Origin of the sequence: Qipengyuania citrea (assembly GCF_009828015.1) — a bacterium.
GTDB lineage: Bacteria > Pseudomonadota > Alphaproteobacteria > Sphingomonadales > Sphingomonadaceae > Qipengyuania > Qipengyuania citrea.
Window position 1 is genome coordinate 928,396 of sequence record NZ_WTYG01000001.1, and the last position, 20,999, is coordinate 949,394.

At 65.5% G+C, this 20,999-nt stretch carries 20 protein-coding genes; 8 read left to right on the top strand and 12 right to left on the bottom strand.

Features of this window, described 5'->3' with window-relative positions; all coding sequences use genetic code 11:
• Positions 1 to 68 precede the first annotated feature (68 nt).
• The 3 genes from GRI55_RS04390 to GRI55_RS04400 are packed head-to-tail and all read right to left on the bottom strand — an operon-like array spanning position 69 to position 3,028.
• Entirely contained in the window at positions 69 to 1,655 is a 1,587-nt protein-coding gene (locus GRI55_RS04390; protein ID WP_160766301.1) for a GMC family oxidoreductase, read from the bottom strand.
• A 24-nt stretch (positions 1,656 to 1,679) separates the two neighbouring features.
• The gene (locus GRI55_RS04395) at positions 1,680 to 2,618 is read right to left on the bottom strand and encodes a sterol desaturase family protein (RefSeq protein ID WP_063506839.1); all 939 of its coding nucleotides are present in this window, start codon (positions 2,616 to 2,618) and stop codon (positions 1,680 to 1,682) included.
• Positions 2,619 to 2,623: 5 nt separating this feature from the next.
• The gene (locus GRI55_RS04400) at positions 2,624 to 3,028 is read right to left on the bottom strand and encodes a hypothetical protein (RefSeq protein ID WP_160766302.1); all 405 of its coding nucleotides are present in this window, start codon (positions 3,026 to 3,028) and stop codon (positions 2,624 to 2,626) included.
• A gap of 61 nt (positions 3,029 to 3,089) precedes the next feature.
• Between GRI55_RS04400 and GRI55_RS04405 the strand changes: the two genes are divergently transcribed.
• Positions 3,090 to 4,511, top strand: coding sequence for an amidohydrolase (locus tag GRI55_RS04405; RefSeq protein ID WP_160766303.1), 1,422 nt, complete (start codon positions 3,090 to 3,092; stop codon positions 4,509 to 4,511).
• Here the strand turns inward: GRI55_RS04405 and GRI55_RS04410 are convergent, their stop codons facing one another.
• Positions 4,512 to 4,952, bottom strand: coding sequence for a protein tyrosine phosphatase family protein (locus GRI55_RS04410; RefSeq protein WP_160766304.1), 441 nt, complete (start codon positions 4,950 to 4,952; stop codon positions 4,512 to 4,514).
• Positions 4,952 to 5,764, bottom strand: a complete 813-nt coding sequence (locus GRI55_RS04415; RefSeq protein ID WP_050601364.1) for a TerC family protein — start codon at positions 5,762 to 5,764, stop codon at positions 4,952 to 4,954. The genes GRI55_RS04410 and GRI55_RS04415 overlap by 1 nt, the downstream gene beginning before the upstream one ends.
• A gap of 244 nt (positions 5,765 to 6,008) precedes the next feature.
• On the opposite strand from GRI55_RS04415, the gene GRI55_RS15145 reads away from it, so the two are divergent.
• The 7 genes from GRI55_RS15145 (at position 6,009) to GRI55_RS04450 (ending at position 12,850) form a co-directional block, all read left to right on the top strand.
• Complete coding sequence (locus GRI55_RS15145; RefSeq protein ID WP_050601363.1) at positions 6,009 to 6,773, top strand: cold-shock protein; 765 nt, start codon at positions 6,009 to 6,011, stop codon at positions 6,771 to 6,773.
• A gap of 145 nt (positions 6,774 to 6,918) precedes the next feature.
• Positions 6,919 to 8,106, top strand: coding sequence for an aspartate aminotransferase family protein (locus GRI55_RS04425; protein WP_160766305.1), 1,188 nt, complete (start codon positions 6,919 to 6,921; stop codon positions 8,104 to 8,106).
• 13 nt (positions 8,107 to 8,119) lie between these two features.
• Complete coding sequence (argF, locus tag GRI55_RS04430) at positions 8,120 to 9,043, top strand: ornithine carbamoyltransferase (RefSeq protein WP_063505376.1); 924 nt, start codon at positions 8,120 to 8,122, stop codon at positions 9,041 to 9,043.
• Positions 9,044 to 9,085: 42 nt separating this feature from the next.
• Positions 9,086 to 10,000, top strand: a complete 915-nt coding sequence (gene hslO, locus GRI55_RS04435; protein ID WP_237452392.1) for an Hsp33 family molecular chaperone HslO — start codon at positions 9,086 to 9,088, stop codon at positions 9,998 to 10,000.
• 100 nt (positions 10,001 to 10,100) lie between these two features.
• On the top strand, positions 10,101 to 10,502 hold the full coding sequence (locus GRI55_RS04440) for a DUF3617 domain-containing protein (protein WP_063505981.1): 402 nt from the start codon (positions 10,101 to 10,103) through the stop codon (positions 10,500 to 10,502).
• 44 nt (positions 10,503 to 10,546) lie between these two features.
• Positions 10,547 to 11,248, top strand: coding sequence for a 7-cyano-7-deazaguanine synthase QueC (gene queC, locus GRI55_RS04445; RefSeq protein ID WP_063512168.1), 702 nt, complete (start codon positions 10,547 to 10,549; stop codon positions 11,246 to 11,248).
• A gap of 12 nt (positions 11,249 to 11,260) precedes the next feature.
• Positions 11,261 to 12,850, top strand: coding sequence for an MFS transporter (locus tag GRI55_RS04450; RefSeq protein WP_370873277.1), 1,590 nt, complete (start codon positions 11,261 to 11,263; stop codon positions 12,848 to 12,850).
• Here GRI55_RS04450 and GRI55_RS04455 read toward each other — a convergent pair.
• The 7 genes from GRI55_RS04455 to GRI55_RS04485 all read right to left on the bottom strand — a co-directional run bounded on the left by GRI55_RS04455 (position 12,847) and on the right by GRI55_RS04485 (position 20,968).
• The gene (locus tag GRI55_RS04455) at positions 12,847 to 13,374 is read right to left on the bottom strand and encodes a superoxide dismutase family protein (RefSeq protein WP_063505980.1); all 528 of its coding nucleotides are present in this window, start codon (positions 13,372 to 13,374) and stop codon (positions 12,847 to 12,849) included. The genes GRI55_RS04450 and GRI55_RS04455 overlap by 4 nt on opposite strands.
• 95 nt (positions 13,375 to 13,469) lie before the next feature.
• Positions 13,470 to 14,579, bottom strand: a complete 1,110-nt coding sequence (locus GRI55_RS04460) for an OmpA family protein (protein ID WP_160766306.1) — start codon at positions 14,577 to 14,579, stop codon at positions 13,470 to 13,472.
• A 191-nt stretch (positions 14,580 to 14,770) separates the two neighbouring features.
• Positions 14,771 to 15,229, bottom strand: coding sequence for a DUF2793 domain-containing protein (locus GRI55_RS04465; RefSeq protein WP_160766307.1), 459 nt, complete (start codon positions 15,227 to 15,229; stop codon positions 14,771 to 14,773).
• A 12-nt stretch (positions 15,230 to 15,241) separates the two neighbouring features.
• Positions 15,242 to 17,428 (bottom strand): GTA baseplate fiber-binding domain-containing protein, encoded by a 2,187-nt coding sequence (locus GRI55_RS04470; RefSeq protein ID WP_160766308.1) that lies wholly within the window; start codon positions 17,426 to 17,428, stop codon positions 15,242 to 15,244.
• Positions 17,416 to 17,844 (bottom strand): NlpC/P60 family protein, encoded by a 429-nt coding sequence (locus GRI55_RS04475; protein ID WP_160766309.1) that lies wholly within the window; start codon positions 17,842 to 17,844, stop codon positions 17,416 to 17,418. Before GRI55_RS04475 ends, GRI55_RS04470 begins: the two co-directional genes overlap by 13 nt.
• On the bottom strand, positions 17,844 to 18,659 hold the full coding sequence (locus tag GRI55_RS04480; RefSeq protein WP_160766310.1) for a DUF2163 domain-containing protein: 816 nt from the start codon (positions 18,657 to 18,659) through the stop codon (positions 17,844 to 17,846). The genes GRI55_RS04475 and GRI55_RS04480 overlap by 1 nt, the downstream gene beginning before the upstream one ends.
• Complete coding sequence (locus GRI55_RS04485; RefSeq protein ID WP_160766311.1) at positions 18,656 to 20,968, bottom strand: DUF2460 domain-containing protein; 2,313 nt, start codon at positions 20,966 to 20,968, stop codon at positions 18,656 to 18,658. The genes GRI55_RS04480 and GRI55_RS04485 overlap by 4 nt, the downstream gene beginning before the upstream one ends.
• Positions 20,969 to 20,999 lie beyond the last annotated feature (31 nt).

Genomic DNA, 20,999 nt, shown 5'->3' on the forward strand with positions numbered 1-20,999 from the left:
CTCGCACATACGAAAACGGGCCGGAGGAAACCTCCGGCCCGTTCGTCTTTCGGGCCATGTGAGCGGGTTCAGGCTGCAAGGGCGTCCTTGACGAAATCGGCGCAGCGTTCGCCGATCATGATGCTCGGTGCATTGGTGTTGCCTGAAACCAGCCGCGGCATCACGCTCGCATCCGCGACATACAGGCCCTCGATCCCCCGCGCCTTGAGCGTGTGATCGACCACCGCATCGCTATCGCCGCCCATCCGGCAGGTGCCCACCGGGTGATAGACCGTATCTGCGCGGTTGCGGATCATGGCGTCGAGCGCGGCGTCGTCTTCCAGATCGATCGGATAGCGATCCTGCGGGTCGTATTTCGCCAGGCTGGGCGAGGATACGATGCGATGCGACAGCCGCACGCCTGCGCGCAGCGTTGCCATGTCGCGCTCATCATTGAGGAAATTGGGATCGATCCGGGGCGCCATTCGCGCGTCGGCGCCGTTCAGCCGCACCGTCCCCCGGCTTTCGGGCCGCAGGACGCAGGCATGCAGCGAGAAGCCGTGACCTTTCACCTTCGTGCGTCCGTGATCCTCGAGCATGGCGGGAACGAAGTGCCACTGGATGTCGGGCGCCGGGGCATCGGGCATGACCTTCCAGAACCCGCCCGCTTCGGCATAGGGCGTGGTCATGATGCCGGTGCGCTTGCGGCGGTGCTCGATGATGGCCTTTGCCATGCGGACCGTACCCGCCAGGCTGTCGCCGATCAAATCCTTGTTCTCGGTCTGCCAGCTCGACACATAATCGATATGGTCCTGCAGGTCCGCGCCGACCGCCGGCTTGTCGAGCACGACGTCGATACCATGCTCCTTGATATGGGCGCCCGGTCCGATGCCCGACAGCATTAGTAGCTGCGGCGTGTTGAAGGCGCCGGCGGACAGCACCACCGCGCCCCGGGCGGTGACCGTACGTTCCTTGTCGCCGACCGAATAGGTCACGCCGGTGACGCGGCCGTCCTTGATCACCAGACGCTGGACGCTGACCCCGATGCGGACGTCGAGATTTTTCGAACCGCGCTTCGGTTCGACATAGGCGCGCGCGGCCGACCAGCGTTCGCCGTTCTTCTGGGTAACCTGATAAAGCCCGAAACCGGCCTGTTCCTCGCCGTTGAAATCGGTGTTGCGTGGGAGCTGCAACTGCGCGGCCGCCTCGACAAAGGCCACGCTGCCCGGATTGGGCCATTTCTGGTCCGAAACCCACAGCGGCCCCGAAGCTCCGTGATAGGCGTCGCCGCCGCGCACGTTATGCTCTGCCCGCTTGAAATAGGGCAGCACGTCCTCGTAGCTCCAGCCGGTGCAGCCGAGCTCGGCCCAATTGTCGTAGTCCCAGCGATTGCCGCGGATATAGATCATCGCGTTGATCGCCGAAGACCCGCCCAGTCCGCGCCCGCGCGGCTGGTAACCGACGCGGCCGTTGAGCCCTTTCTGGGGCACCGTTTCGTAGCGGTAGTTCGACCCTTCGCGCAGAAACGGCATCAGGCCTGGCGTCTTGACCAGAATGGTGTCGTTGCGCGGTCCGGCCTCCAGCAGGCATACGCTTTTCCCGGCCTCGGCCAGTCGACCGGAAACCGCGCTGCCCGCGCTGCCGCCACCGATCACGATGACATCGAATTCGTCCATGGTATCTCCTCTCGATTCGAGAGGTTAGGCAGCCTCGGCGTCGCCCGCAATCAGGTTTTCAGATGAAACGGACTTTTCCGTCGACCCGGTCCGTTCGAGCCAGTCGCTGCGGATCTGGTCGGATGTCTGGCGGCTGCCATCGTGCGTCCAGCCCGGTTCGCGCAGCAGGTAGGACAGCTTGTGCTTCCACGGCGCGCGCCACATGTCCTGCGCAATCCCGATCCATTCGTGAAATACCGCCCATAGCAGGTTGAAACTGCCCAGTTGCTTGACGATGCCGTAGCGGATTTTTTCGCCCCGCACTTCGGGTTCGAAGGTGCCGAACAGCTTGTCCCAGACAATGAAGACCCCGGCATAGTTGCGGTCGAGATAGCGCGGGTTGGTTGCATGGTGCACGCGGTGATGGCTGGGCGTGTTCATTACCGCTTCGAACCAGCGCGGCATCCGGTCGATTGCCTCGGTATGGATCCAGAACTGGTAGATCAGGTTGAACCCGCCGCAGATCGCGATCATCGCCGGGTGGAAACCCAGCAGCACCAGCGGGAGGGCGAAGACGAAACCCAGTGTGAGAAAGCCGGTCCAGGTCTGACGCAGTGCGGTGGACAGGTTGTAATGCTGGCTCGAATGGTGGTTCACATGGCTGGCCCAGAACCAGCGAACGCGGTGACCGAACCGGTGGACCCAGTAATATTTCAGGTCGTCGAGCACGAAGCACAGCGCGAAGGCCCACCAGGTCCACGGCACGTCGAACAGGCGGAATTGCCACAACCCCATGTACAGCGCGACGAACACGCCGCCGAACAGCAAAGCGGAAACGGTGCTGCCCAGTCCAAAGGCGAGGCTGGTGAGCGTATCCCGCGGTTCGTAGGCATCGCGCCGTGCGCGGCGGGCCCACAGCATCTCGATCAGCACCAGCGCAACGAAGCCGGGCACGGCATATTCTGTCGGCGAGAAATCGGGCATGGTGGCTATTCCTGTATCGCTTCTACCGCGCGAACCCAAGCGCGCGGGTCGTCGAGCACAAGGCGCGCAGCGCCGAAGCGCTTTTCCGCGGTGTCGATTACCAGCGCTTCCCCGTCGCTGCTGGCCCGTGCCTGCGGGGTCAGTATCCGGCCCGCGAAATGGCCGCCATGCGGGCGCAACAGCATGACCCTGCCGCCGGCATCGCGCAATATCGCGCCGCGTCCGTCGCGATCGAGCCCGATGGCCACGGGCGCAAAACCGCTGACCGCTTCGTCGGCGGCTGTCCGCGCATCCTCTTCGTCGGCCAACTGCGGCGGCGGACCGAGCTTGAGCCAATAGGCCAGGCCCGCCAGTGCGAGAATGGCGATCAGCGATCCGGCGAACTGGAGCGTGGCGGCTGAAAAATCCATGTGGCAGGCGATTGGCATGCGGCGCGCTTTCCGGCAAGCAGGACCCAACAGGGAGACGCCAATGAAATCGCTCGCCATTCTTGCTGCCGGGGCAGCACTGATTGCTTCACCGCTCGCCGCCCAGCAAGCCGATCCGATCGCGCAGGTCGAAGCGCAGCAGGAGCGCACCCAGCGGGTGGCCCAGCAGATCTGGGACTTCGCCGAGCTCGGATATCTCGAGACCCGCTCGAGCGGCCTGCTGATCGACGAGCTGGAAGGTGCCGGCTTTTCGATACGCCCCGGCGTGGCGGGCATCCCCACTGCGTTCGTGGCCGAATGGGGAGACAGCGGGCCGGTTATCGGCCTGCTGGCGGAATTCGACGCGCTGCCGGGGATCACCCAGTCCGCGCAGCCGACGCGGGATCCGGTGGCCGACAAGCATGCCGGCCATGCCTGCGGGCACAATCTGTTCGGTGCCGGTTCGCTGAGCGCGGCCATCGCGATCCGCAACTGGCTCGAAGCCACGGGCACACCGGGCCGGGTCCGCCTATATGGCACACCGGCGGAAGAGGGCGGATCGGGCAAGGTCTACATGGCGCGCGCTGGCCTGTTCGACGATGCCGATTTCGTGATCGACTGGCACCCGGCAGACCGCAATTCGGCGGCCTCGCGCAAAAGCCTCGCCAACCGCTCGGGCAAGTTCCGTTTCCGCGGTGTTTCAGCCCACGCGGCGGGCGCGCCCGAACGCGGGCGCTCGGCGCTCGACGGGGTCGAGGCGATGAACATGATGGTCAACATGATGCGCGAACACACCAGCATGGATACGCGCATCCATTACGTGATCACCAGCGGCGGGGCAGCGCCCAATGTCGTGCCCGACTTCGCCGAAGTCTTCTATTACGTCCGCCATTCGGATGCGGACGAGGTGCGGGCGCTGTGGCCCCGGCTCGAGGCCGCGGCGCAGGGTGCGGCGATGGGAACGGGGACCGATGTCGATTGGGAGATCATCCACGGCAATAATCCCACGCTGCCGCTCGAATCGCTGCAGACGATGATGGATACGAAGCTGCGCCAGCTCGAGCCGATTGCCTATACTGCTGAAGAGCTGGCCTGGGCCGGGACGATCCGCGACAGCCTGGGCGAGGATGCCCCGGCCCTGGCGCAAGCGCAGGAAGTCGAGGACTATGCCGTGCTGACCGGATATGGCTCGACCGACGTCGGCGATGTAAGCCGCGCGGTGCCGACCGTGAGCGTGCGCACGGCGACCTGGGTTCCCGGAACGGCGGCGCACAGCTGGCAGGCGGTCGCCGCCAGCGGCCACAGCTACGGGGCGAAGGGAACGCAGCAGGCTGCCAAGGCCATGATCCTCGCTGCCGTCGAACTGTACACCAACCCGCAGCTACGCGAGCAGGCCAAGGCCGAATTCATCGCCGAGCGGGGCGAGGATTACGTCTACGAATCGCTGCTTGGCGACCGCGAGCCGCCGCTCGATTATCGCCAGTGATCACTCAGCCGCACGGGCGGCGAACATATCCATCGCGGGGCGCACGGGGCTGACATCGTAGCCGACCGATGCGGCGGCCTCGGCAATCGCGTCGGGGTCGCCGCCGCCGCGCGCCTGGGCGAGCGACCACAGCAGGGTCGAACGCGTGCCCGAACGGCAGAAGCCGAGGACCGGGCCCTGCGCCGAGGCAAGCGCATCCTGCAGCCGTTCCACCTGCGGTTCGCTGAACCCTGCGCTGCCGATCGGGATCGCCAGATAGTCCATCCCCGCAGCACGCGTCGCTGCTTCGATGGCGGCGCCCTCGGGCTGATCTGCCGCTTCCCCGTCGGGACGGTTGTTCACCACCAGCGCCATGCCCATCGCTGCCGCTTCGGAAATGTCCTGCGGGCTCACCTGCGGGCTGGCATAGAAAGTGTCCGAAAGTTTGCGGAATTCGCCCATTATACGTTCCCTCCAGCAGCCGCCTGTCGCGACACACGGCGATTGCGTTGCATGATATTGAGCAGTTCGACACCGATCGAAAAGCCCATCGCGGCATAGATATAGCCCTTGGGCACGTGGAATCCGAAACCGTCGGCGATCAGCACCAGGCCGATCATCACGAGGAAGGCAAGCGCAAGCATCACCAGTGTCGGGTTCTTTTCGATGAACCTGGCCAGCGGATCGGCTGCCACCATCATGATCCCCACTGTGATCACGACTGCCATGACCATGATCGGGATTTCGTCGGTCATGCCCACCGCAGTCAGGATCGAATCGACGGAAAAGACGATGTCGATCGCCACGATCTGCGCGATTACCGCACCGAAGGTCGCCTTGGCGGCATCGGCGACCCCGGGGGTCTTGTCGAGCAGGTCACCCGAATCATCCTCCGGCTCCATCGAGTGGTGGATTTCCTTGGTCGCCTTCCACAGCAGGAAGAGTCCCCCGGCCAGCAGGATCAGGTCGCGTCCCGAGAACGCGGTTTCGAAGCTGGGCTTGCCATATTCGTTCGGGGCCCCGACGAGGCCGAGGTCGAACAGCGGGGCCTGCAATGTCACCAGCCAGCCGATCAGCATGAGCAGGCCGATCCGCATGATCAGGGCAAGCGCCAGCCCGATCCGCCGGGCCCGCTGTTGCTGGTGTTCGGGCAGCTTGTTCGACAGGATCGCGATGAAGATCAGATTGTCGACGCCGAGCACGACTTCGAGCGCGATAAGCGTGAGCAGCGCCAGCCAGGCGGCGGGATCGCTGAATAGGGCGAGTAAATCCATGCCTGCCCTGTGCCGAACCAAGTGGCTGCGTTCAAGCGATCATTCGCTCGCAAAGCCTATGCGAAAATGTCACATTTCTGCGCTTTGCTGGTACTTGCAGCTAAATCATTCGCGCGTGGACATCTTTCGCGCTATAAAGGTTGCGTGAGGGTGGGTTTCGTGCCTGTCCGCGTCGGTGTGAACAGCAGTTCTTCGCTCTGGCGGGTTTGGATACTGGACTGCACGACAAGGTATTGTTCGAGTTATGGGTTACGACAGAGGGCGCCGCCGCGGTAAGGACAAGCGCGACGGTTTCGGCGAAGACGGTTACGACAATTTCGGCGGGCCCCCGTCCGATTTTGCTCCCCACGAGGCATTCCAGGGCGATCGTTTCGGCGGCGGTGACCGCGGTGGCGATCGTGGCGGCGGTTTCGGCGGCGGCAATCGCGGTGGCGGTTTCGGCGGCGGCAATCGTGGCGGCGGCGGTGATCGCGGCGGCGGTGGCGGAGGCGGCGGCTTCAACCGCATGCCCGCGCAGGTCGTCGGCACCGGCAAGGGCACGGTGAAATTCTTCAACAGCCAGAAGGGTTTCGGTTTCATCCAGCAGGAAGGCGGCGGTGAGGACGTGTTCGTCCACATCAGCGCGGTCGAACGCGCGGGCCTCGAAGGCCTCGCCGAAGGGCAGGAACTGGAATTCAACCTCGTTGATCGTGGCGGCAAGGTGTCGGCGCAGGACCTCCAGGTCGTCGGCGATGTGATTGCCGTCGAATCGCGCGGTGACGCAGGCGGCGCACCTCGCCGCGAGCTGACGGGTGAGAAGGCGACCGGCACGGTCAAGTTCTTCAACTCGATGAAGGGCTTCGGCTTCCTGACTCGCGACGACGGACAGCCCGACGCTTTCGTTCACATCAGTGCGGTCGAGCGCTCGGGCCTCGCCGGGATCAACGAAGGCGAACGGTACGAATTCGATCTCGAAGTCGACCGACGCGGCAAGCATTCGGCGGTCAACCTCGTCCCTGCCCAGGGCTGAGGCCATGCCTCCCGCGATCCGGTTTGACCGGAACCGCGAGACGCAATAGATCGCTGGCAAACACGCAGATGGCGGTTCCTTCAGGGGCCGCCATTTGTCTTTCACCCCGAGAATGCACTGCCCAACCGGTGCCGCTGGAGGACCCATGTCGATTTCACCGCTGATGCCCGTCTACCCGCGCTGCGGCGTGCGCCCCGTGAAGGGCGAGCACTGTCATCTGATCGACGAGGATGGCACGCGCTATCTCGATTTCGCCAGCGGGATTGCCGTCAACCTGCTCGGCCACAGCCATTCGGGGCTTATCGGGGCGATCCAGCGCCAGGCCGAGACCTTGATGCATGTCTCCAACCTCTATGGCAGCCCGCAGGGTGAGGAACTGGCGCAGATGCTGGTCGACAAGACCTTCGCCGATACGGTGTTCTTCACCAATTCGGGTGCCGAAGCGGTCGAGGCGGCGATCAAGACGGCGCGGGCGTACCACCAGCATGAGGACGGTGATGCGCAGCGTACCGAACTGATCACCTTCACCAACGCATTCCACGGGCGGACGATGGCGACGATCAGCGCCTCGAACCAGGAGAAGATGCACAAAGGCTTCATGCCGTTGCTTCCCGGGTTCCAATATGCGGAATTCGACAATCTCGACCACGCCAAATCGCTGATGAGCGACAAGACTGCCGGCTTCCTCGTCGAGCCGATCCAGGGCGAGGGCGGCATCCGTCCCGGTTCGGACGAGTTCATCCACGGCCTGCGCAAGCTAGCCGATGACAACGATCTGATGCTGGTGTTCGACGAAGTACAATGCGGTGTCGCTCGGACCGGCAAGCTCTACGCTTACGAACATTACGGGATCGAGCCTGATATCATGGCGACCGCCAAGGGTATCGGGGGCGGCTTCCCGCTGGGTGCGTGCCTTGCCACCGAAAAGGCCGCCCGCGGGATGGGCTTCGGCACACACGGCTCGACCTATGGCGGCAATCCGCTCGCCATGGCAGCCGGGAAGGCGGTCATGGAAGCCGTAGCGAACGACACGTTCCTGAACGAGGTGGCCGGGAAGGGCGAACGGCTGCGCAGCCGTCTCGAGCAGTTCATCGGCAATTACCCCGAAATGTTCGAGCTCGTCCGCGGCAAGGGCCTGATGCTCGGCCTCAAGATGAAAGTCGAAAGCCGGCCGTTCTTCGTCCACCTGCGCGACAACCACCAGCTGCTGACCGTGGCCGCGGGCGACAACACGCTGCGTATCCTGCCGCCGCTGGTGGCGGGCGACGCCGAATTCGACGAGTTCTTCGACAAGCTTTCGGCGGGCGCCGCAAGCTATGACGCAGCCGGCTAAGCGGAGCGACACGATGCGGCATTTCCTCGATCTTTCCGATGCAGGCGGGGACGCGATCGCCGCCATGATCAACGACGCGCAAGACCGCAAGGCAGCGCGCCAGGCCTGGCCGAAGGGCCGCGCCGATGCCGATGCGCCGCTGGCGGGCCATGTGCTGGGCATGATCTTCGAAAAGAATTCCACGCGCACCCGGGTCAGCTTCGATATCGCGATGCGGCAGCTGGGCGGTTCGGCGCTGATTCTCGATTCGGGCACCAGCCAGCTGGGTCGCGGGGAAAGCGTGGCCGATACCGCACGCGTGCTCAGCCGGATGGTCGACGCGATCATGCTGCGCACCGACGATCACGATAAAGCGCTGGAAATGGCGCGGCATGCGACCGTACCGGTCATCAACGGGCTCACCGACCGTTCGCATCCCTGCCAGATCGTTGCCGACCTGCTGACGGTGGTCGAACATGGCAAGGCGCTGCCGGGTCTCGAACTTGCCTGGCTCGGCGATGGCAACAACGTGCTGCATTCGATCCTCGAGGCTGCCGCGCTGATGAAGTTCAATGTCCGGGTCGGTACTCCGAAAGGCTATGAACCCGAGGCCGAATTCATCGACATGGCGCGTGCGGCCGGGTGCAAAGTCACGCTGACCAACGATGCGCGGGAAGCCGTTGCCGACGCCGATATCGTCGTCACCGATACCTGGGTCTCGATGGGTCAGGAGCATGTCCATAACAAGCTGGCCGCGATGGCACCCTTCCAGGTTTCGGATGCGCTGATGGCATCGGCCAAGCGCGAAGCGAAATTCCTGCACTGTCTGCCCGCGCATGTCGGCGACGAAGTGACCGAGGAAGTCTTCGAAGGTGACCAGTCGGTCGTCTTCGACGAGGCGGAAAATCGCATCCACGCCCAGAAGTCGGTGCTGTTGTGGTGTTTCGACAAAATCTGATGGCGTTTCGCGCGCTCTAACATTTTGCCGAACGCGCCCCATATGGCGGCGATGGACGCTATTCCCGCTACGACCGACGAAACATATTCGGATCGCCTGCTCGCCTTCACCATTCCCGCACGGCATGCGCGGGGACGGCTCGTGCGGCTCGACGACACGCTCGATGTCATTCTTGCCGCGCATGATTATCCGCCGCCGATCACGCATCTGCTGGCCGAAGCGCTGGTTCTTGCAGTGCTGATGGGCGGCCTGGTCAAGGATGACGGCTCACAGGTCACCATGCAGGCACAGACGGAGGCCGGTGCAGTCAACCTGCTGGTTTGCGACTACAAGGGCGGAGAATTGCGCGGCCATGTCGATTTCGACCCGGCCAAGCTGGCTGAACTCGGCGCCAACCCTTCGCTGTTCGCGCTGTTCGGCAAGGGCTATCTGGCGATCACCTTCGATCTCGCCGGTGGACAGGGGCGGTATCAGGGAATCGTCCCGCTCGAGGGCGACACGCTGGCCGAAGCGTGCGAGCGCTACTTCTATCAGTCGGAACAGGTCCCCACGCTGCTCCGCTGCGCGGTCCGATCCGATGACGACGGCGTGCGCGCTGCGGGCCTGCTGGTCCAGCATCTGCCCGAAGGCGAGGAAGGCCGCGAGCGCCTCCATGCCAAGCTCGATCATCCCGAATGGGAACATGTCGCGATCCTCGCCGGTTCGCTGCGCCATGACGAACTGCTCGACGGCGAGCTTTCGCTCGAGGCGATCGCCTGGCGGCTGTTCCACGAGGAAACCGAAGTGCGCGTCCAGCCAGGGGCTGCCATTGCGCGCGGCTGCCGCTGCTCGGTCGAACACTACCGCTCGGTTCTCGAACGGTTTCCCGAAGACCAGCGGGTCGAAATGCGCGACCCTGACGGGATCGTCCGGGTCGATTGCGCATTCTGCTCGAAACAGTTCGAGATAACTGTCTGACGAGACGTGTCGTTGTTTTACAACGGTTCAGAGTGATTGTGATGTAATGCAGGCGAATCACGGGCGCGTCTGGTTTCACGGACGAAAGGTCAATTCCGATATGGCTCGCAAACGGGCATTCATTCTCGCGGCGCTTGGTGCGCCGTTCGCACTTCTGGCGGTTCCGGGCGTTGCGCAGGCATCGCTCGACATGCTCGATACGCTCGACCGGGGCGAATGGGAGCTGCGCTTCCGCGATGGTGGCAATGTGCGCAAGATCTGCCTGCGCACGGGACGTGAATTCCTCCAGCTTCGCCATCCCGGGACGAACTGCAACCGGTTCGTCGTCGAGAACAGCGCCAGCGACGTCACGGTGCAATACACTTGCCGCGGCAATGGATATGGACGGACCCATATCCGCAAGGAATCGACCGGACTGGTCCAGATCGATGGCCAGGGGATCGCCGGGGGCAAGCCCTTCCAGTTCACCGCCGAAGCGCGCCAGACGGGCCGCTGCAACTGATCGCCCGGCTTGCAGCCCGCTGCATTCGCGCATAGCGGGCGGGCATGACCCAGTCCGACACTCCCGGCCCCGCCGTCATCCTGCTTTCGGGCGGGCTCGACTCCATGGTAACTGCTGCGATCGCGCGCGAACGTGGGCATTCGCTTCATGCGCTGACGATCGATTATGGCCAGCGGCATATCCGCGAGCTGCAATCGGCGCGGGCAATCGCCGAGAAACTGGAAGTTGAGCGGCATGTCGAGCTGCCCCTCGATCTGCGCCAGTTCGGCGGTTCGGCGCTGACCGACGAGATCGATGTTCCCAAAGACGGTGTCGGCGACACGATCCCCGTTACCTATGTGCCTGCGCGCAATCTGGTGTTCCTGGCACTGACCACGGCTTTCGCTGAAACTGCGGCGTCGCGCGATATCTTTATCGGGGTGAACGCACTCGATTACTCCGGTTATCCCGATTGTCGCCCAGAGTTCATCGCGAGCTTCGCGGAAACCGCGCGGCTGGGCACCAAGCAAGGTGTCGAGGGTCGGCCGTTCGCGATCCATGCTCCGCTGCAGCACATGTCCAAGGCCGATATCGCGCGCGAATGCGACCGGCTGGGGCTCGACCCGGCGTGGAGCTGGTCGTGCTACGATCCGACGGCGGAGGGTCAGGCCTGCGGGACATGCGATTCATGCCGCCTGCGCCGAAAAGGCTTTGCCGACGCGGGGCTTGTCGATACCACCCCCTACTCAGAGGATATAACGCAATAGCGGAGTGGGGATGTGACCGAAGCGAAGGGCGCCGCAGTGCCACAGGAACCGGCGGTAGGCAGCGGTACGGACAAGGTCCCGGCCTATAGCTGGTACGCCCTCAGCGTCCTGGTCCTGATCTATGTCCTGAACTTCATCGACCGGCAGATCCTCTCGATCCTCGCCAACGACATCAAGGCCGATCTTGGCGTCGAGGACGATTACCTCGGCTTTCTTTACGGCACCGCCTTTGCTGTCTTCTACGCGCTGTTCGGCATCCCGCTGGGCAAGCTGGCCGACAGCTGGAAACGCGTTCGCCTGATGGCCCTCGGCCTCGCGCTGTGGTCGACGATGACTGCACTATCGGGCTTCGCCAAGAACGCGACCGTCCTTACCGCGGCTAGGATCGGGGTCGGGGTCGGCGAAGCGACCGCCAGTCCGTCCGCCTATTCGCTCATTTCCGACTGGTTTCCCGCGCGCCTGCGGGCGACGGCCCTGGCGATCTATTCATCGGGCCTGTACATCGGCGGCGGCATCTCGCTGCTCATCGGCGGCTTGATCGTCGAAAACTGGAACGCCGCCTATCCCGGTGGCGGTCCGCTGGGCCTGGTCGGCTGGCAGGCGGCCTTCCTCGCTGTGGGCATACCCGGGCTGCTGCTGGCGCTGTGGGTACTGACGCTGCGCGAACCGGTTCGCGGCGCGATCGACGGTTTGCCGACGCCGGAAGATCCCGCACCGTTCCGCGGTTTCCTGCAGGAGCTTTTCCAAGTCATTCCACCCTTTACCGTCTTCGGTGCGGCCGCTCGCGGCAAGAAGGCGCTGATGGGCAATCTTCTCGGCGCAGCCCTTTTCGCCGCGCTTGCATGGGTGCTCTGGCTTCTCACCGGTGTGGTCGAGCAATGGGTATTCCTCGGCGTGGGGTATTATGCCGTGTTTAGCTGGACCATGGGGCTGCGCGCACGCGATCTGCCCACGTTCAAGCTGACCTGGGGCTCGCCTGCCTTCCTGTGTGTCATTCTGGGGTACGGCACGGTCGCCTTCACCGCCTATGCCGCTTCCTACTGGGGCGCGCCCTATGCCGAACGCGCGCTGGGCGTGAACAAGACCGATCTCGGCTGGTTCCTGGGCGCCCCTGCCGCGGTGGCCGGCTTCCTCGGCGTCATCCTCGGCGGGCGCATGGCTGACTTCCTGCTCGAGCGGCGACCCGACGGGCGCGTGTGGGTCATCCTGTTCGGCTTGATCATGCCCGTTCCCGCAATGTGGCTTGCCTATACCACCGATGATGTCGTGCTTTTCTACATCGGCGCATTCCTCGCCCAGATGCTCAGCGCGGCCGCGCTCGGCGCAGCAGCTGCCTCGAGCCAGGCGCTGGTGCTTCCGCGCATGCGCGGCATGGCCACGGCAACGTTCTTCCTGTCGACCACGCTGATCGGTCTGGGCCTCGGCCCGTTCATGGCGGGCTATGTCTCGGCAACCAATGGTGACGACCTGTCGCTCGGCGTGCTCTCGACCCTGGTGGCGGCTCCATTCGGTCTGGTGCTGCTTATCGCAGCGTTGAAGCTGGTTCCTGAAGCTGCCGCCAGCGTCGTCGAGCGTGCCCGCGCCGCGGGTGAGACTATCTAGACGCTGGAGAGCACGCCGCAGGCGATCCGCGAACCGGCATCGCCGGCTGGATCGGTGCGATAATCGTCCGCCCCTGCGTGAACCACGACCGCTGTGCCGTCTTCGTCGAAGATTTCGTCGAGCACGACCCGGGCGTCACCGGTTAGCTCGACCTGTGCCGAACCGGTCCGGTTCTCCCCGATCGTCAGATTGGGCATATCACCGAGGTGCTTGCCCCCTGGGGACAGTGCGCCGTGGGTTTGCCCGCCGGGATTGAGATGACCGCCGGCGCTGGTGAAGTCGGGGGCAGTGCACTTGCCCGTGGTATGCAGGTGAAAGCCATGTTCGCCTTGCGACATGCCGGTAGCCGCGACCGCCAGGGTCACCGTTTGCCCATTGCTGAGCAATTGCACCGTGCCAGCGGGCAGGCCGTTGGCGAAGCGCAGCGTCGTCTGCCCGACGCGGTTGTCGGCCAGATCGTCTACGGTGGCGCATCCTGCCAGTGCGAGTGCACCCGCGGCGGGTATCAGGCGAAGGTAGTTCATGGCGATCCTTTCGGTTGCAGACAGTCCGTCATCCCATAACGAAAAAGGGGCCGGATTGCTCCGGCCCCTCTTCATTTTGGCGTATCGCCGTTCGCTTACATGCCCGAACCCGGACCGTAAGTGATTTCGACACGGCGGTTCTGCAGTTCGCGGACACCGTCGGCGGTGGGTACGCGCGGCTGCGATTCGCCGAAGGCTTCGCTGGTGATCCGGCCGTCCGGAATACCACGCGAGCTGAGATAGCCGCGGACCGATGCGTTGCGGCGCTCGGCGAGGCCCATGTTGTAGGCTACCGAACCCGAACGGTCGGTGTGACCGGCGAGCATGACTGCAGCCGTACCGCAGTTGGCATAGGCCGACACGGCGTTGTCGAGGATCGTCGCTGCTTCCGGAGTGATGTCCGACTTGTCCCAGTTGAAGAAGACAATGTACGGACCCGTCTCGCAGACCGGCGCCGGCGGCGGCGGGGGCGGAGGCGGCGGGGGCGGAGGCGGCGGCGGCGGGGGAGGCGGCGGCGGTGCTGCCGGCTCACCGAAGTTGAACTCAAGCGTACCCATCAGCGAGTGGCTGGTGAAGTCGTCTTCGAGAGTATTGCCGCCGAGATCGACCAGTTCGACTTCCGTAGCGCGGAAGAAACGATAACGCAGGCCGACATCGATGCTGTCGGTCAGCGGAGCGCGGATACCGGCCAGGGCCTGGTATGCGAGGCCGCTGTCCGAATCGTCGACCGTCGACGAGAAGTTGGCAAAGGGCGTCACTTCGTAACTGGTACGCGCGACACCGATACCGCCGCCGACATAGCCCTGAAGGCCATCATCGTCGCCGAAGTCGAGCAGGCCGTTGAGCATGAAGGACAGGGCGCTGGCGTCACCGCCAACAGTGTAGATACCAGCCGGTGCGACCACGCCGCCGCCAACGGGAAGGCCAGTCGGACCAGCTTCGACCGAGTCGAGATCTGCCTGACGATAGCTGACTTCGGCTTCGAGGCGGAAGCCACCGAAGTCATAGCCAACGTAGCCGCCGCCGTCGAAACCATAGTCATGGTTTACTTCGTGCGTCGAAGCGCCGTCATTGACGTCGAATTCACTGTCTTCGACCAGCATCGAACCGAATTCGGCACCGATATACCAGCTGTCGTCCTTTGCCAGGGCAGGCGATGCAAGGGCCGTAGAGGCCATCGCCATTCCTATGACGAATTTCCGCATTATAGTTTCCCCTTTTTGCGATTTGGAGCCACCGAGTGGACCGTATCTAACTTTCAACCCATAAGGTGGCAAGAAAACAATCGGCAGGACCTGTGGCAAGAATGCCGCTTTTCCTGCGCGATGAGAATGGGTTCCACAACCGGGATCCCTTCCCGTGACAGCCGAACGATACCAGCCGCCTGCGGTTCCCGTCATTCGTTGCGAATAATCGACAGTGTTGCAATTGCATCGATAATCGCTCCGATTGCCGCTCGCGCTTCGACGTCGATCGTCGAACCCCCGGTGGGGGTCTGCGGGCGCGTAGCGCGCCGCCAGCCAGACCGGAAAAGGATCCACTGACCTTCTGCACGGTCGAACATCTGCATGCCGTCGGCGGGAGCGCAGAAGCTCCACTGGACGCCGTCCCAGAATGCCAGCGCGTCGGCCTGCCCCTCCCACGCGCCCAAGGGGGCGGGCCCAACCAGCCAGCATTCGCCCGCGGCAGGAACGGCGGGAGGCGTGTTGGCGACCGTTTCGAAGGCGGGATGGAGCAGCGCGTCGATCCGCGCGAGGGCCTCGTTGACGAAGAACTCTTTCTGCGCCTGTCCGGCAACTAGCATCGGAAATCCATGGCGCGCGGTGGCGGTATCCAAGTCGACGGGTAGTGACATGGCGATCTCCTGTCATGGGATGAACGGTAGGGTGAAGAGGCGCAGCGGTGCAGAGGCCGCGAAGCTCCCTTGCTGGCGGACCCATAGCGATCCGCCCGGAAAATCTGCGACGAGTGCGCCCATCTTGGGCGGAGTCAGCAGGAACCGCGCCTCGGTGGTTGTCCATACCCTGATAGGGGCTGCGGGGTCGCCCAGACCGATTTCATACTGCTCGCTTTGTTCAACCAATGGTTGCTCGACTTCGTCGAGCCAGTTCCATCCGCCTCGTGCGCGCCGCGTCCATTGCAGGACAAGCCCGCCATTGGCATCCCTGCTCTGTCGCGGATGGACCGGGAAGAGGGGGCGGCGTGACCGGCCGGGGTTTTCGAGCTGTGCCACCACCGGCTGGTCGTCCCCGGCACCGATCGCTGCGAACCGATCGCCCTGACCGGGCGCCAAATCGGCGGGGAGTTCCACCAGGCGATTATCGAGCAGTGTGACACGGGCGCCGTTTGCGTGCCCCGACAGCGCTTCGTGTTCGGTGCCGCCGCGGCCGCGCAACAGTCCGGACAGCCGCCAGACGCCGCTTCCCTCGGGATCGCTCCGCGCGAACTGGAGGATTTCATCCCCGACCAGCAGGCGATTGGCCCCGCGCGCGATCGCATTCGCAGTCGCGGGTTCGAGCACGGCCTCTTCATCATCGAGTGCGATACGCAGCGCCGCGCGGGGCTCGAAACGCAGCCCTGGACTGGACCCGAGGGGAGCGGTCAGCGTGCCGCCGATGGCGCGCACCGGCCCGCTGTGCGACAGAGGGACGAGCGTTTCGCCCTCTACACGGTACAGGGCCGCTCCCGCCCACCGGCCCGCTGGCGCACTGACCGCCGCGAAGCGATGGATGGTTTCGCTGGCGCCGTGGCCGTCCCACGGAAGTTCGAAGACACGCAGACGGGTTTCGGCGGCGAGGCGGTCGGCCGGCGACCAGGCGACCCCGCCATCGGCGCTCGTGTCGGTGGAGGCCCGGGCGACGAACCGTGCAAGGACGAGCTCGATCCCGCCTTCGCGCCATTCCCAGCTGGTGATCTGCCACAGTCCCGCATGACCCGGTACGCGCACGATCACACCGGGCCCGATGGCTGGATCGAGTTGGGCCATCCGCCAGGCGATAGTTTCGCCGGCCTGCCGTGTGCGTGCTGCAGCCTCTGCAAGCAGGGCTTTCGCATTGCCAGCCGACAGCACACCGGGAAACTCCAGGACGCGGCGCCGTGCGGAAGCTGTAACCCCTTCTACGCGCTGGAGCCCGGGCTGGTAGCCGCGCGAGGGATCGTAATAGCGCAGCGCGCCCACCCCATCACCGGCAGGCTTGCGCGCAAGCGCAGCGCCGCTCGCCGGGGCGAACTCGCCGGCCTGCCAGGCGGTCGCAGGAGGAAGCGTCGGGACGGTTTCAGGGAGCCGGTCGGCGCCGGTGACGACCGGCTGCCCGGATGCCGTCCGAACCGCCAGCGGCCGCAGCCGTGCGACCAGCTCGAGCAGCGCCGCAGCGCTACCGCCATCATGCAGGAAGCCTTCGAGCTCGGCGAACTCCGTTCCGCGCTGTTCGAAACCGCTTTGCCCGGCGATGGCGCTCACCAGGCCCGCTGCAGAACCGGCGAACACCTCGAAGCTGAGCGCGGGGATCCGATTGCCGAAGTCCTCGAGAGCCAGATCCTCGAACACGGCATAGGCACAGCCGCGATGCGCGGAACACTGTGCGCCAATGGCGGCAGCCATCAACGGGTCGGGGCGCTGGTCGCGGTGGCCGGTATGGACGCGCAGGCTCCCGCCGGTCTTGAGATCGCCGGCTGCGCCGCGCAGCAGGTTGCCGTCCGCCCAGATCCGGCCGACGCGGTCGATCGGGCGGCTGGAGAGTGCCACTGCCAGTGAGACGGTGTAGCTGTACGCCGTGGTCTTCGGCCGGCCCTTGCCGCCGCCGCTGGTCTCGCGCTGTTCATTCAGGTCGGTCGCCCAGATTACCGTCCCGGGCGTGCGGACGCGTCCGTAAAGCGCGGCGAGTGGCTGCCCGTAGCTAGACGTGCTGACCGCAAGATCGTTCAGCCGCGGACCTTCGCGCGCCGGGGAGCCGATGATGGCCGCGTCGAGCCCGCGGCCGAGGACCGATCCGATTGCACCGCCCAGCGGTCCGCCGACCAGCGTGCCGATGGTACCGAGGACTAGCGTTGCCATAAATGCTCCTGCTCGAGGGCGAGGCGCCACTGCGCCAGCGGCGGCTCGCAATGGGGTTGCGGCTGGATGACCACGCGGCCGAGCCCGGCATGGGCGTGAACGAACCGGTCGGCGCCCAGCGCGACCAGCAGATGGTGCTGCGCCGGGCCCGGCTGCGTCAGCAGGACATCGCCGCGGCGAATGGGGCCCGTCGCCGGCTGCAGGCCATTGGCGGGGGCGAGGTCACACCACCCGGTGATCGCGGCGTTGCGCAGGCGATAGCCCGCGGGAAACTGCACCGGCACGCCGATATCGGCGAGCGCGAGGCCGACGAGCCCGACACAGTCCAGCCCGGTGCTGCGGTCGCGGCCGTGCAACCGGAAGCGCGCACCGGCGAGCGCCTCCGCTGCGCGGGCGAAATCCTCGGGAGCCGGCATCACCGGGGCACCGGATATTGCGCCAGCATGTCGTTGCCGGGGAGGAAGGGTTCACCCTGGAAATTGAGCGCATTGCCGAAGCGCGCGCTGCAGGTGGCGATGGTCTTGTCGCAGCCTTCGCGCAGCCGGACGCGCATGCCCGGCGCAGTGCCTTGGGCGACCGGTTCGGACAGTATCAGCGCGTTCCCGTCAACACCGATGATCCGCGCAGTGAGGCCGGTCGCAGGCCCGCCGAGCCAGCGCAGTTCGCCATGCAGGTAAAGCGCGCTGGGCGCGTCTGCGATCGTCACCGTGCGGCTGTCGGGATCGGCCGACACGAGCCGCACCCGCCGTTCGTAGAACTGCGGGTTGAGAGCGCAACCGGGCCCGCAGAAACGCGCGCGGCACGACGGGCTGGTCAGCGGCACGGTGTCCGCCGCCAGCCGCGCCTTGTCCGACACCAGTTCGCCGCGAAATTCCCCCGCCTCGCGCGTGACGGCGGCGATCGAGCCGGCATAGAGCGTCATGGTCTCGCCCGTCTGCCAGTCGACCACGCCGGTTTCGATCCGGGCCGCGTCGTAGCGGCCGCTGGCCAAATCCTCCTCGCGGACCGCGTCATGGCTGAGCGCGCCTGCGATGTCGCTCGGGTCGTCCTCGAAACCGGCGGTGAGGCGGATGGCGGATGGCACCATGCCGGGCGCTGCGCGGTGGCGGATCCCGCCGAACCACAGGTCGCGATCATGGGTGGTGAAGCCCAGCGTGATCCCGTCGCTGCGGAACACCCGCCACCAATGCGCCGCGGTGTCGAGCGCGCCCGAGAAGAAGGTCCTGCTCATGCCGCCTCGCGGATTTCGACCAGCGGCACCGAAGGCGCTTCGCCCGCGGCAAAGGACAGGCCCGTGATATCCAGGCGGTCTTCGGCGAAACGGACGGGCACATCGAACAGGAAGCCCGCGGTCACGGTAGCCCCGGGGGGCGGCGCGGCGTGGAACACGATCCACCCGCCTGCGGCAAGCTGCCACGCGGACACGGGATTGCCCGAGACGGCGACGCGGACCGTGCCAGCATCCGGCCGCGTGATGATCCGCTGCTGATCGCCGTAAGCCTTGACCAGGCGAAAGCGGCTGGTCGTGCCATCGCCCGTGCCGAGCAGCTGGTCGCTCGCCTCGGGCGCATCGGTCATGCCGTGCGAGCTGAAATCGAACGGGTCGCGCAGGCGAAAGCCGCGTGCAGGGCCATAGCGGGCGCGGAAGAAGGCGAGCAGCGTGCCAAGCTCTTCTTCCGAACGGATGCCCGGCCCGACATCGTAGCGCATGCGGGCATCGGACCACAGCGCATTGCGATGTTCGTAGCCCGAGGCGGTCACGGCCACGCCGGTCGAGAATTCGGGGCTGGCCGCCGCATCGCGGCCGAGGGCCAGCGGATAGGCGACATCGTCGAAGGGGGTCATGGGGTCGTCTCCGGGTGGCAGGCGGGTGTATCCGTCACGCACGATCTGCGGCAGCGCCCAGACGAAGCGCTGGGTCACGCCGCGCTGTCGCGCCTCGTCGAGCGCGGCATCGATCCGCGGCCAGAAGGTCTCGTCGTCTTCGGGCGCGAGCACGAAGCCGGCGAGGTAATCGGTCGCGCTGGCGGGATAGCCGAGATGGCGATCGACGAAGGCATAGGCCTGCGTCCGTGCGGCTTCGGCCCCGGCGGTGAGCCAGTCGTAATCTTCCAGTTGCAGGCGGTCGAAGGCAGGCGCGCGCCACCCCACCGGCATGTTGGCGCGCCACGCCTCGGGCGTCGCGGGATCGAGGACGGTCGGGGTGAAGGTCAGCAGCAGGATTTCGGCACTGCCCTGCGCGGCATCGCGCACCGCATCGGCCAGCGCACGGGTCGATGCGGCCAGCACCTGCCCCGCCGCGTCGAGCAGCGCGCGCTGCGCCGCGTCGAGCGGTGCGCGCAGCGTGGGAATGGCGACCGGGTCGCCCCCCAGCATCGCCCTGGCGCTGGCGTCGTAAAGGCATGGTGCCCCGGTCTCGGGCACGGTCCACCACCACGGTTCGCCGATCTGGAACAGCACGGCCATCCCGGCATCGCGCGCGATCGCGACGAAGGCGCGGGCCACCTGCTGCAGATAGCCCATCGCCCCGGCATGCGCGGGCGACAGCAGCGTGGAGGGCGGAACCCAACCGGTCAGCGCTGGCGAACCGTCGGGCGCGCGCTGCTTCCAGTCGTTCCAGCAATGCGCGTCGAACAATTCGTAGGACAGCGACCAGATGAGGTCGAAACCGTGGTCACGCGCGGCTGCGGCATAGGCGCGGTGCCATGCTTCGCACGGGCCGTTGAGCACTCCCCCGGCGAGGCTGATGTAATGGCTGTTTCCCAGCGGTTCGAGCCGGAAATAATGGCTCATCCCGACATAGTGGACGATCCGCCCGCGGTAGCCGAGCCCCTCGATATTGCGCAGCAGCCGTGCGGGCGTCTGGTTGAAGCTGTCGTCATAGGCAGTGGCCATCTGCTCGCCATGCGCCGGGATAAGTATGTCGCCGATTTCCAGCGCCGCATGTTCGCCCTCGCAGGCGATCGCGCTCATTTCCGCCCAGCCATCGACCCGCTCGGGCAGCCTTTCGGCGCTCCCTTCCACATAGCCTTGCGGCACGAGGCTGATGAACATGCGGTCGATATCGCCGGGATGGATCGGTTCGCCGGGCAGGCCGTATCCCGATTGCAACGCCGAAAAGGGCAGTTCGATCAGCGCGTCAGTGGGGGAACCCTGCGCATAGTTCCACAGCCGCACATACCAGGCCCGTGCCTCGCCTGCGGCGTCGCGTCCCTCGATCGTCAGCGTCGGCCCGTGCGGGACGTCGAGCGCCAGCACTCCGCCGCTGCGCCAGCGGAAGCGCAGCACCGCATGCGCATAATCGCGCTGCGTGGCATAGGCGAGCAGCGGATGGTCCAGCCGGTCCTCGCTGTCCCAGATCAGCCCGGCGAGTTCGCCTGCGTGATAGAAACTGCAGTCGACGCGCAGCGCGTCGGGCGCGGTGGTGACGACGCTGGCCATCATCGGGCGGGGGAAGTTGACGGTCCAGAACCGCGGGTCGAACCGCTGGATGTGGTCGCCCTGTTGCCCGCGCCGTTCGCGGGCGAGCCAGAAGCTCATGGCGTTTCTCCTTCGTGCCATTGTGGCAGGG

What these genes read in the sequence shown, in the direction of transcription:
- GRI55_RS04470 (WP_160766308.1), bottom strand. Translation starts at nt 17,428, where the DNA reads ATGGCAACGCTAGTCCTCGGTACCATCGGCACGCTGGTCGGCGGACCG.
- hslO (WP_237452392.1), top strand. Translation starts at nt 9,086, where the DNA reads ATGGCGGCGATGGACGCTATTCCCGCTACGACCGACGAAACATATTCG.
- GRI55_RS04405 (WP_160766303.1), top strand. Translation starts at nt 3,090, where the DNA reads ATGAAATCGCTCGCCATTCTTGCTGCCGGGGCAGCACTGATTGCTTCA.
- GRI55_RS15145 (WP_050601363.1), top strand. Translation starts at nt 6,009, where the DNA reads ATGGGTTACGACAGAGGGCGCCGCCGCGGTAAGGACAAGCGCGACGGT.
- GRI55_RS04425 (WP_160766305.1), top strand. Translation starts at nt 6,919, where the DNA reads ATGTCGATTTCACCGCTGATGCCCGTCTACCCGCGCTGCGGCGTGCGC.
- GRI55_RS04465 (WP_160766307.1), bottom strand. Translation starts at nt 15,229, where the DNA reads ATGTCACTACCCGTCGACTTGGATACCGCCACCGCGCGCCATGGATTT.
- GRI55_RS04440 (WP_063505981.1), top strand. Translation starts at nt 10,101, where the DNA reads ATGGCTCGCAAACGGGCATTCATTCTCGCGGCGCTTGGTGCGCCGTTC.
- GRI55_RS04410 (WP_160766304.1), bottom strand. Translation starts at nt 4,952, where the DNA reads ATGGGCGAATTCCGCAAACTTTCGGACACTTTCTATGCCAGCCCGCAG.
- GRI55_RS04395 (WP_063506839.1), bottom strand. Translation starts at nt 2,618, where the DNA reads ATGCCCGATTTCTCGCCGACAGAATATGCCGTGCCCGGCTTCGTTGCG.
- GRI55_RS04460 (WP_160766306.1), bottom strand. Translation starts at nt 14,579, where the DNA reads ATGCGGAAATTCGTCATAGGAATGGCGATGGCCTCTACGGCCCTTGCA.
- GRI55_RS04485 (WP_160766311.1), bottom strand. Translation starts at nt 20,968, where the DNA reads ATGAGCTTCTGGCTCGCCCGCGAACGGCGCGGGCAACAGGGCGACCAC.
- GRI55_RS04455 (WP_063505980.1), bottom strand. Translation starts at nt 13,374, where the DNA reads ATGAACTACCTTCGCCTGATACCCGCCGCGGGTGCACTCGCACTGGCA.
- GRI55_RS04400 (WP_160766302.1), bottom strand. Translation starts at nt 3,028, where the DNA reads ATGGATTTTTCAGCCGCCACGCTCCAGTTCGCCGGATCGCTGATCGCC.
- argF (WP_063505376.1), top strand. Translation starts at nt 8,120, where the DNA reads ATGCGGCATTTCCTCGATCTTTCCGATGCAGGCGGGGACGCGATCGCC.
- GRI55_RS04390 (WP_160766301.1), bottom strand. Translation starts at nt 1,655, where the DNA reads ATGGACGAATTCGATGTCATCGTGATCGGTGGCGGCAGCGCGGGCAGC.
- GRI55_RS04475 (WP_160766309.1), bottom strand. Translation starts at nt 17,844, where the DNA reads ATGCCGGCTCCCGAGGATTTCGCCCGCGCAGCGGAGGCGCTCGCCGGT.
- GRI55_RS04415 (WP_050601364.1), bottom strand. Translation starts at nt 5,764, where the DNA reads ATGGATTTACTCGCCCTATTCAGCGATCCCGCCGCCTGGCTGGCGCTG.
- GRI55_RS04480 (WP_160766310.1), bottom strand. Translation starts at nt 18,659, where the DNA reads ATGAGCAGGACCTTCTTCTCGGGCGCGCTCGACACCGCGGCGCATTGG.
- queC (WP_063512168.1), top strand. Translation starts at nt 10,547, where the DNA reads ATGACCCAGTCCGACACTCCCGGCCCCGCCGTCATCCTGCTTTCGGGC.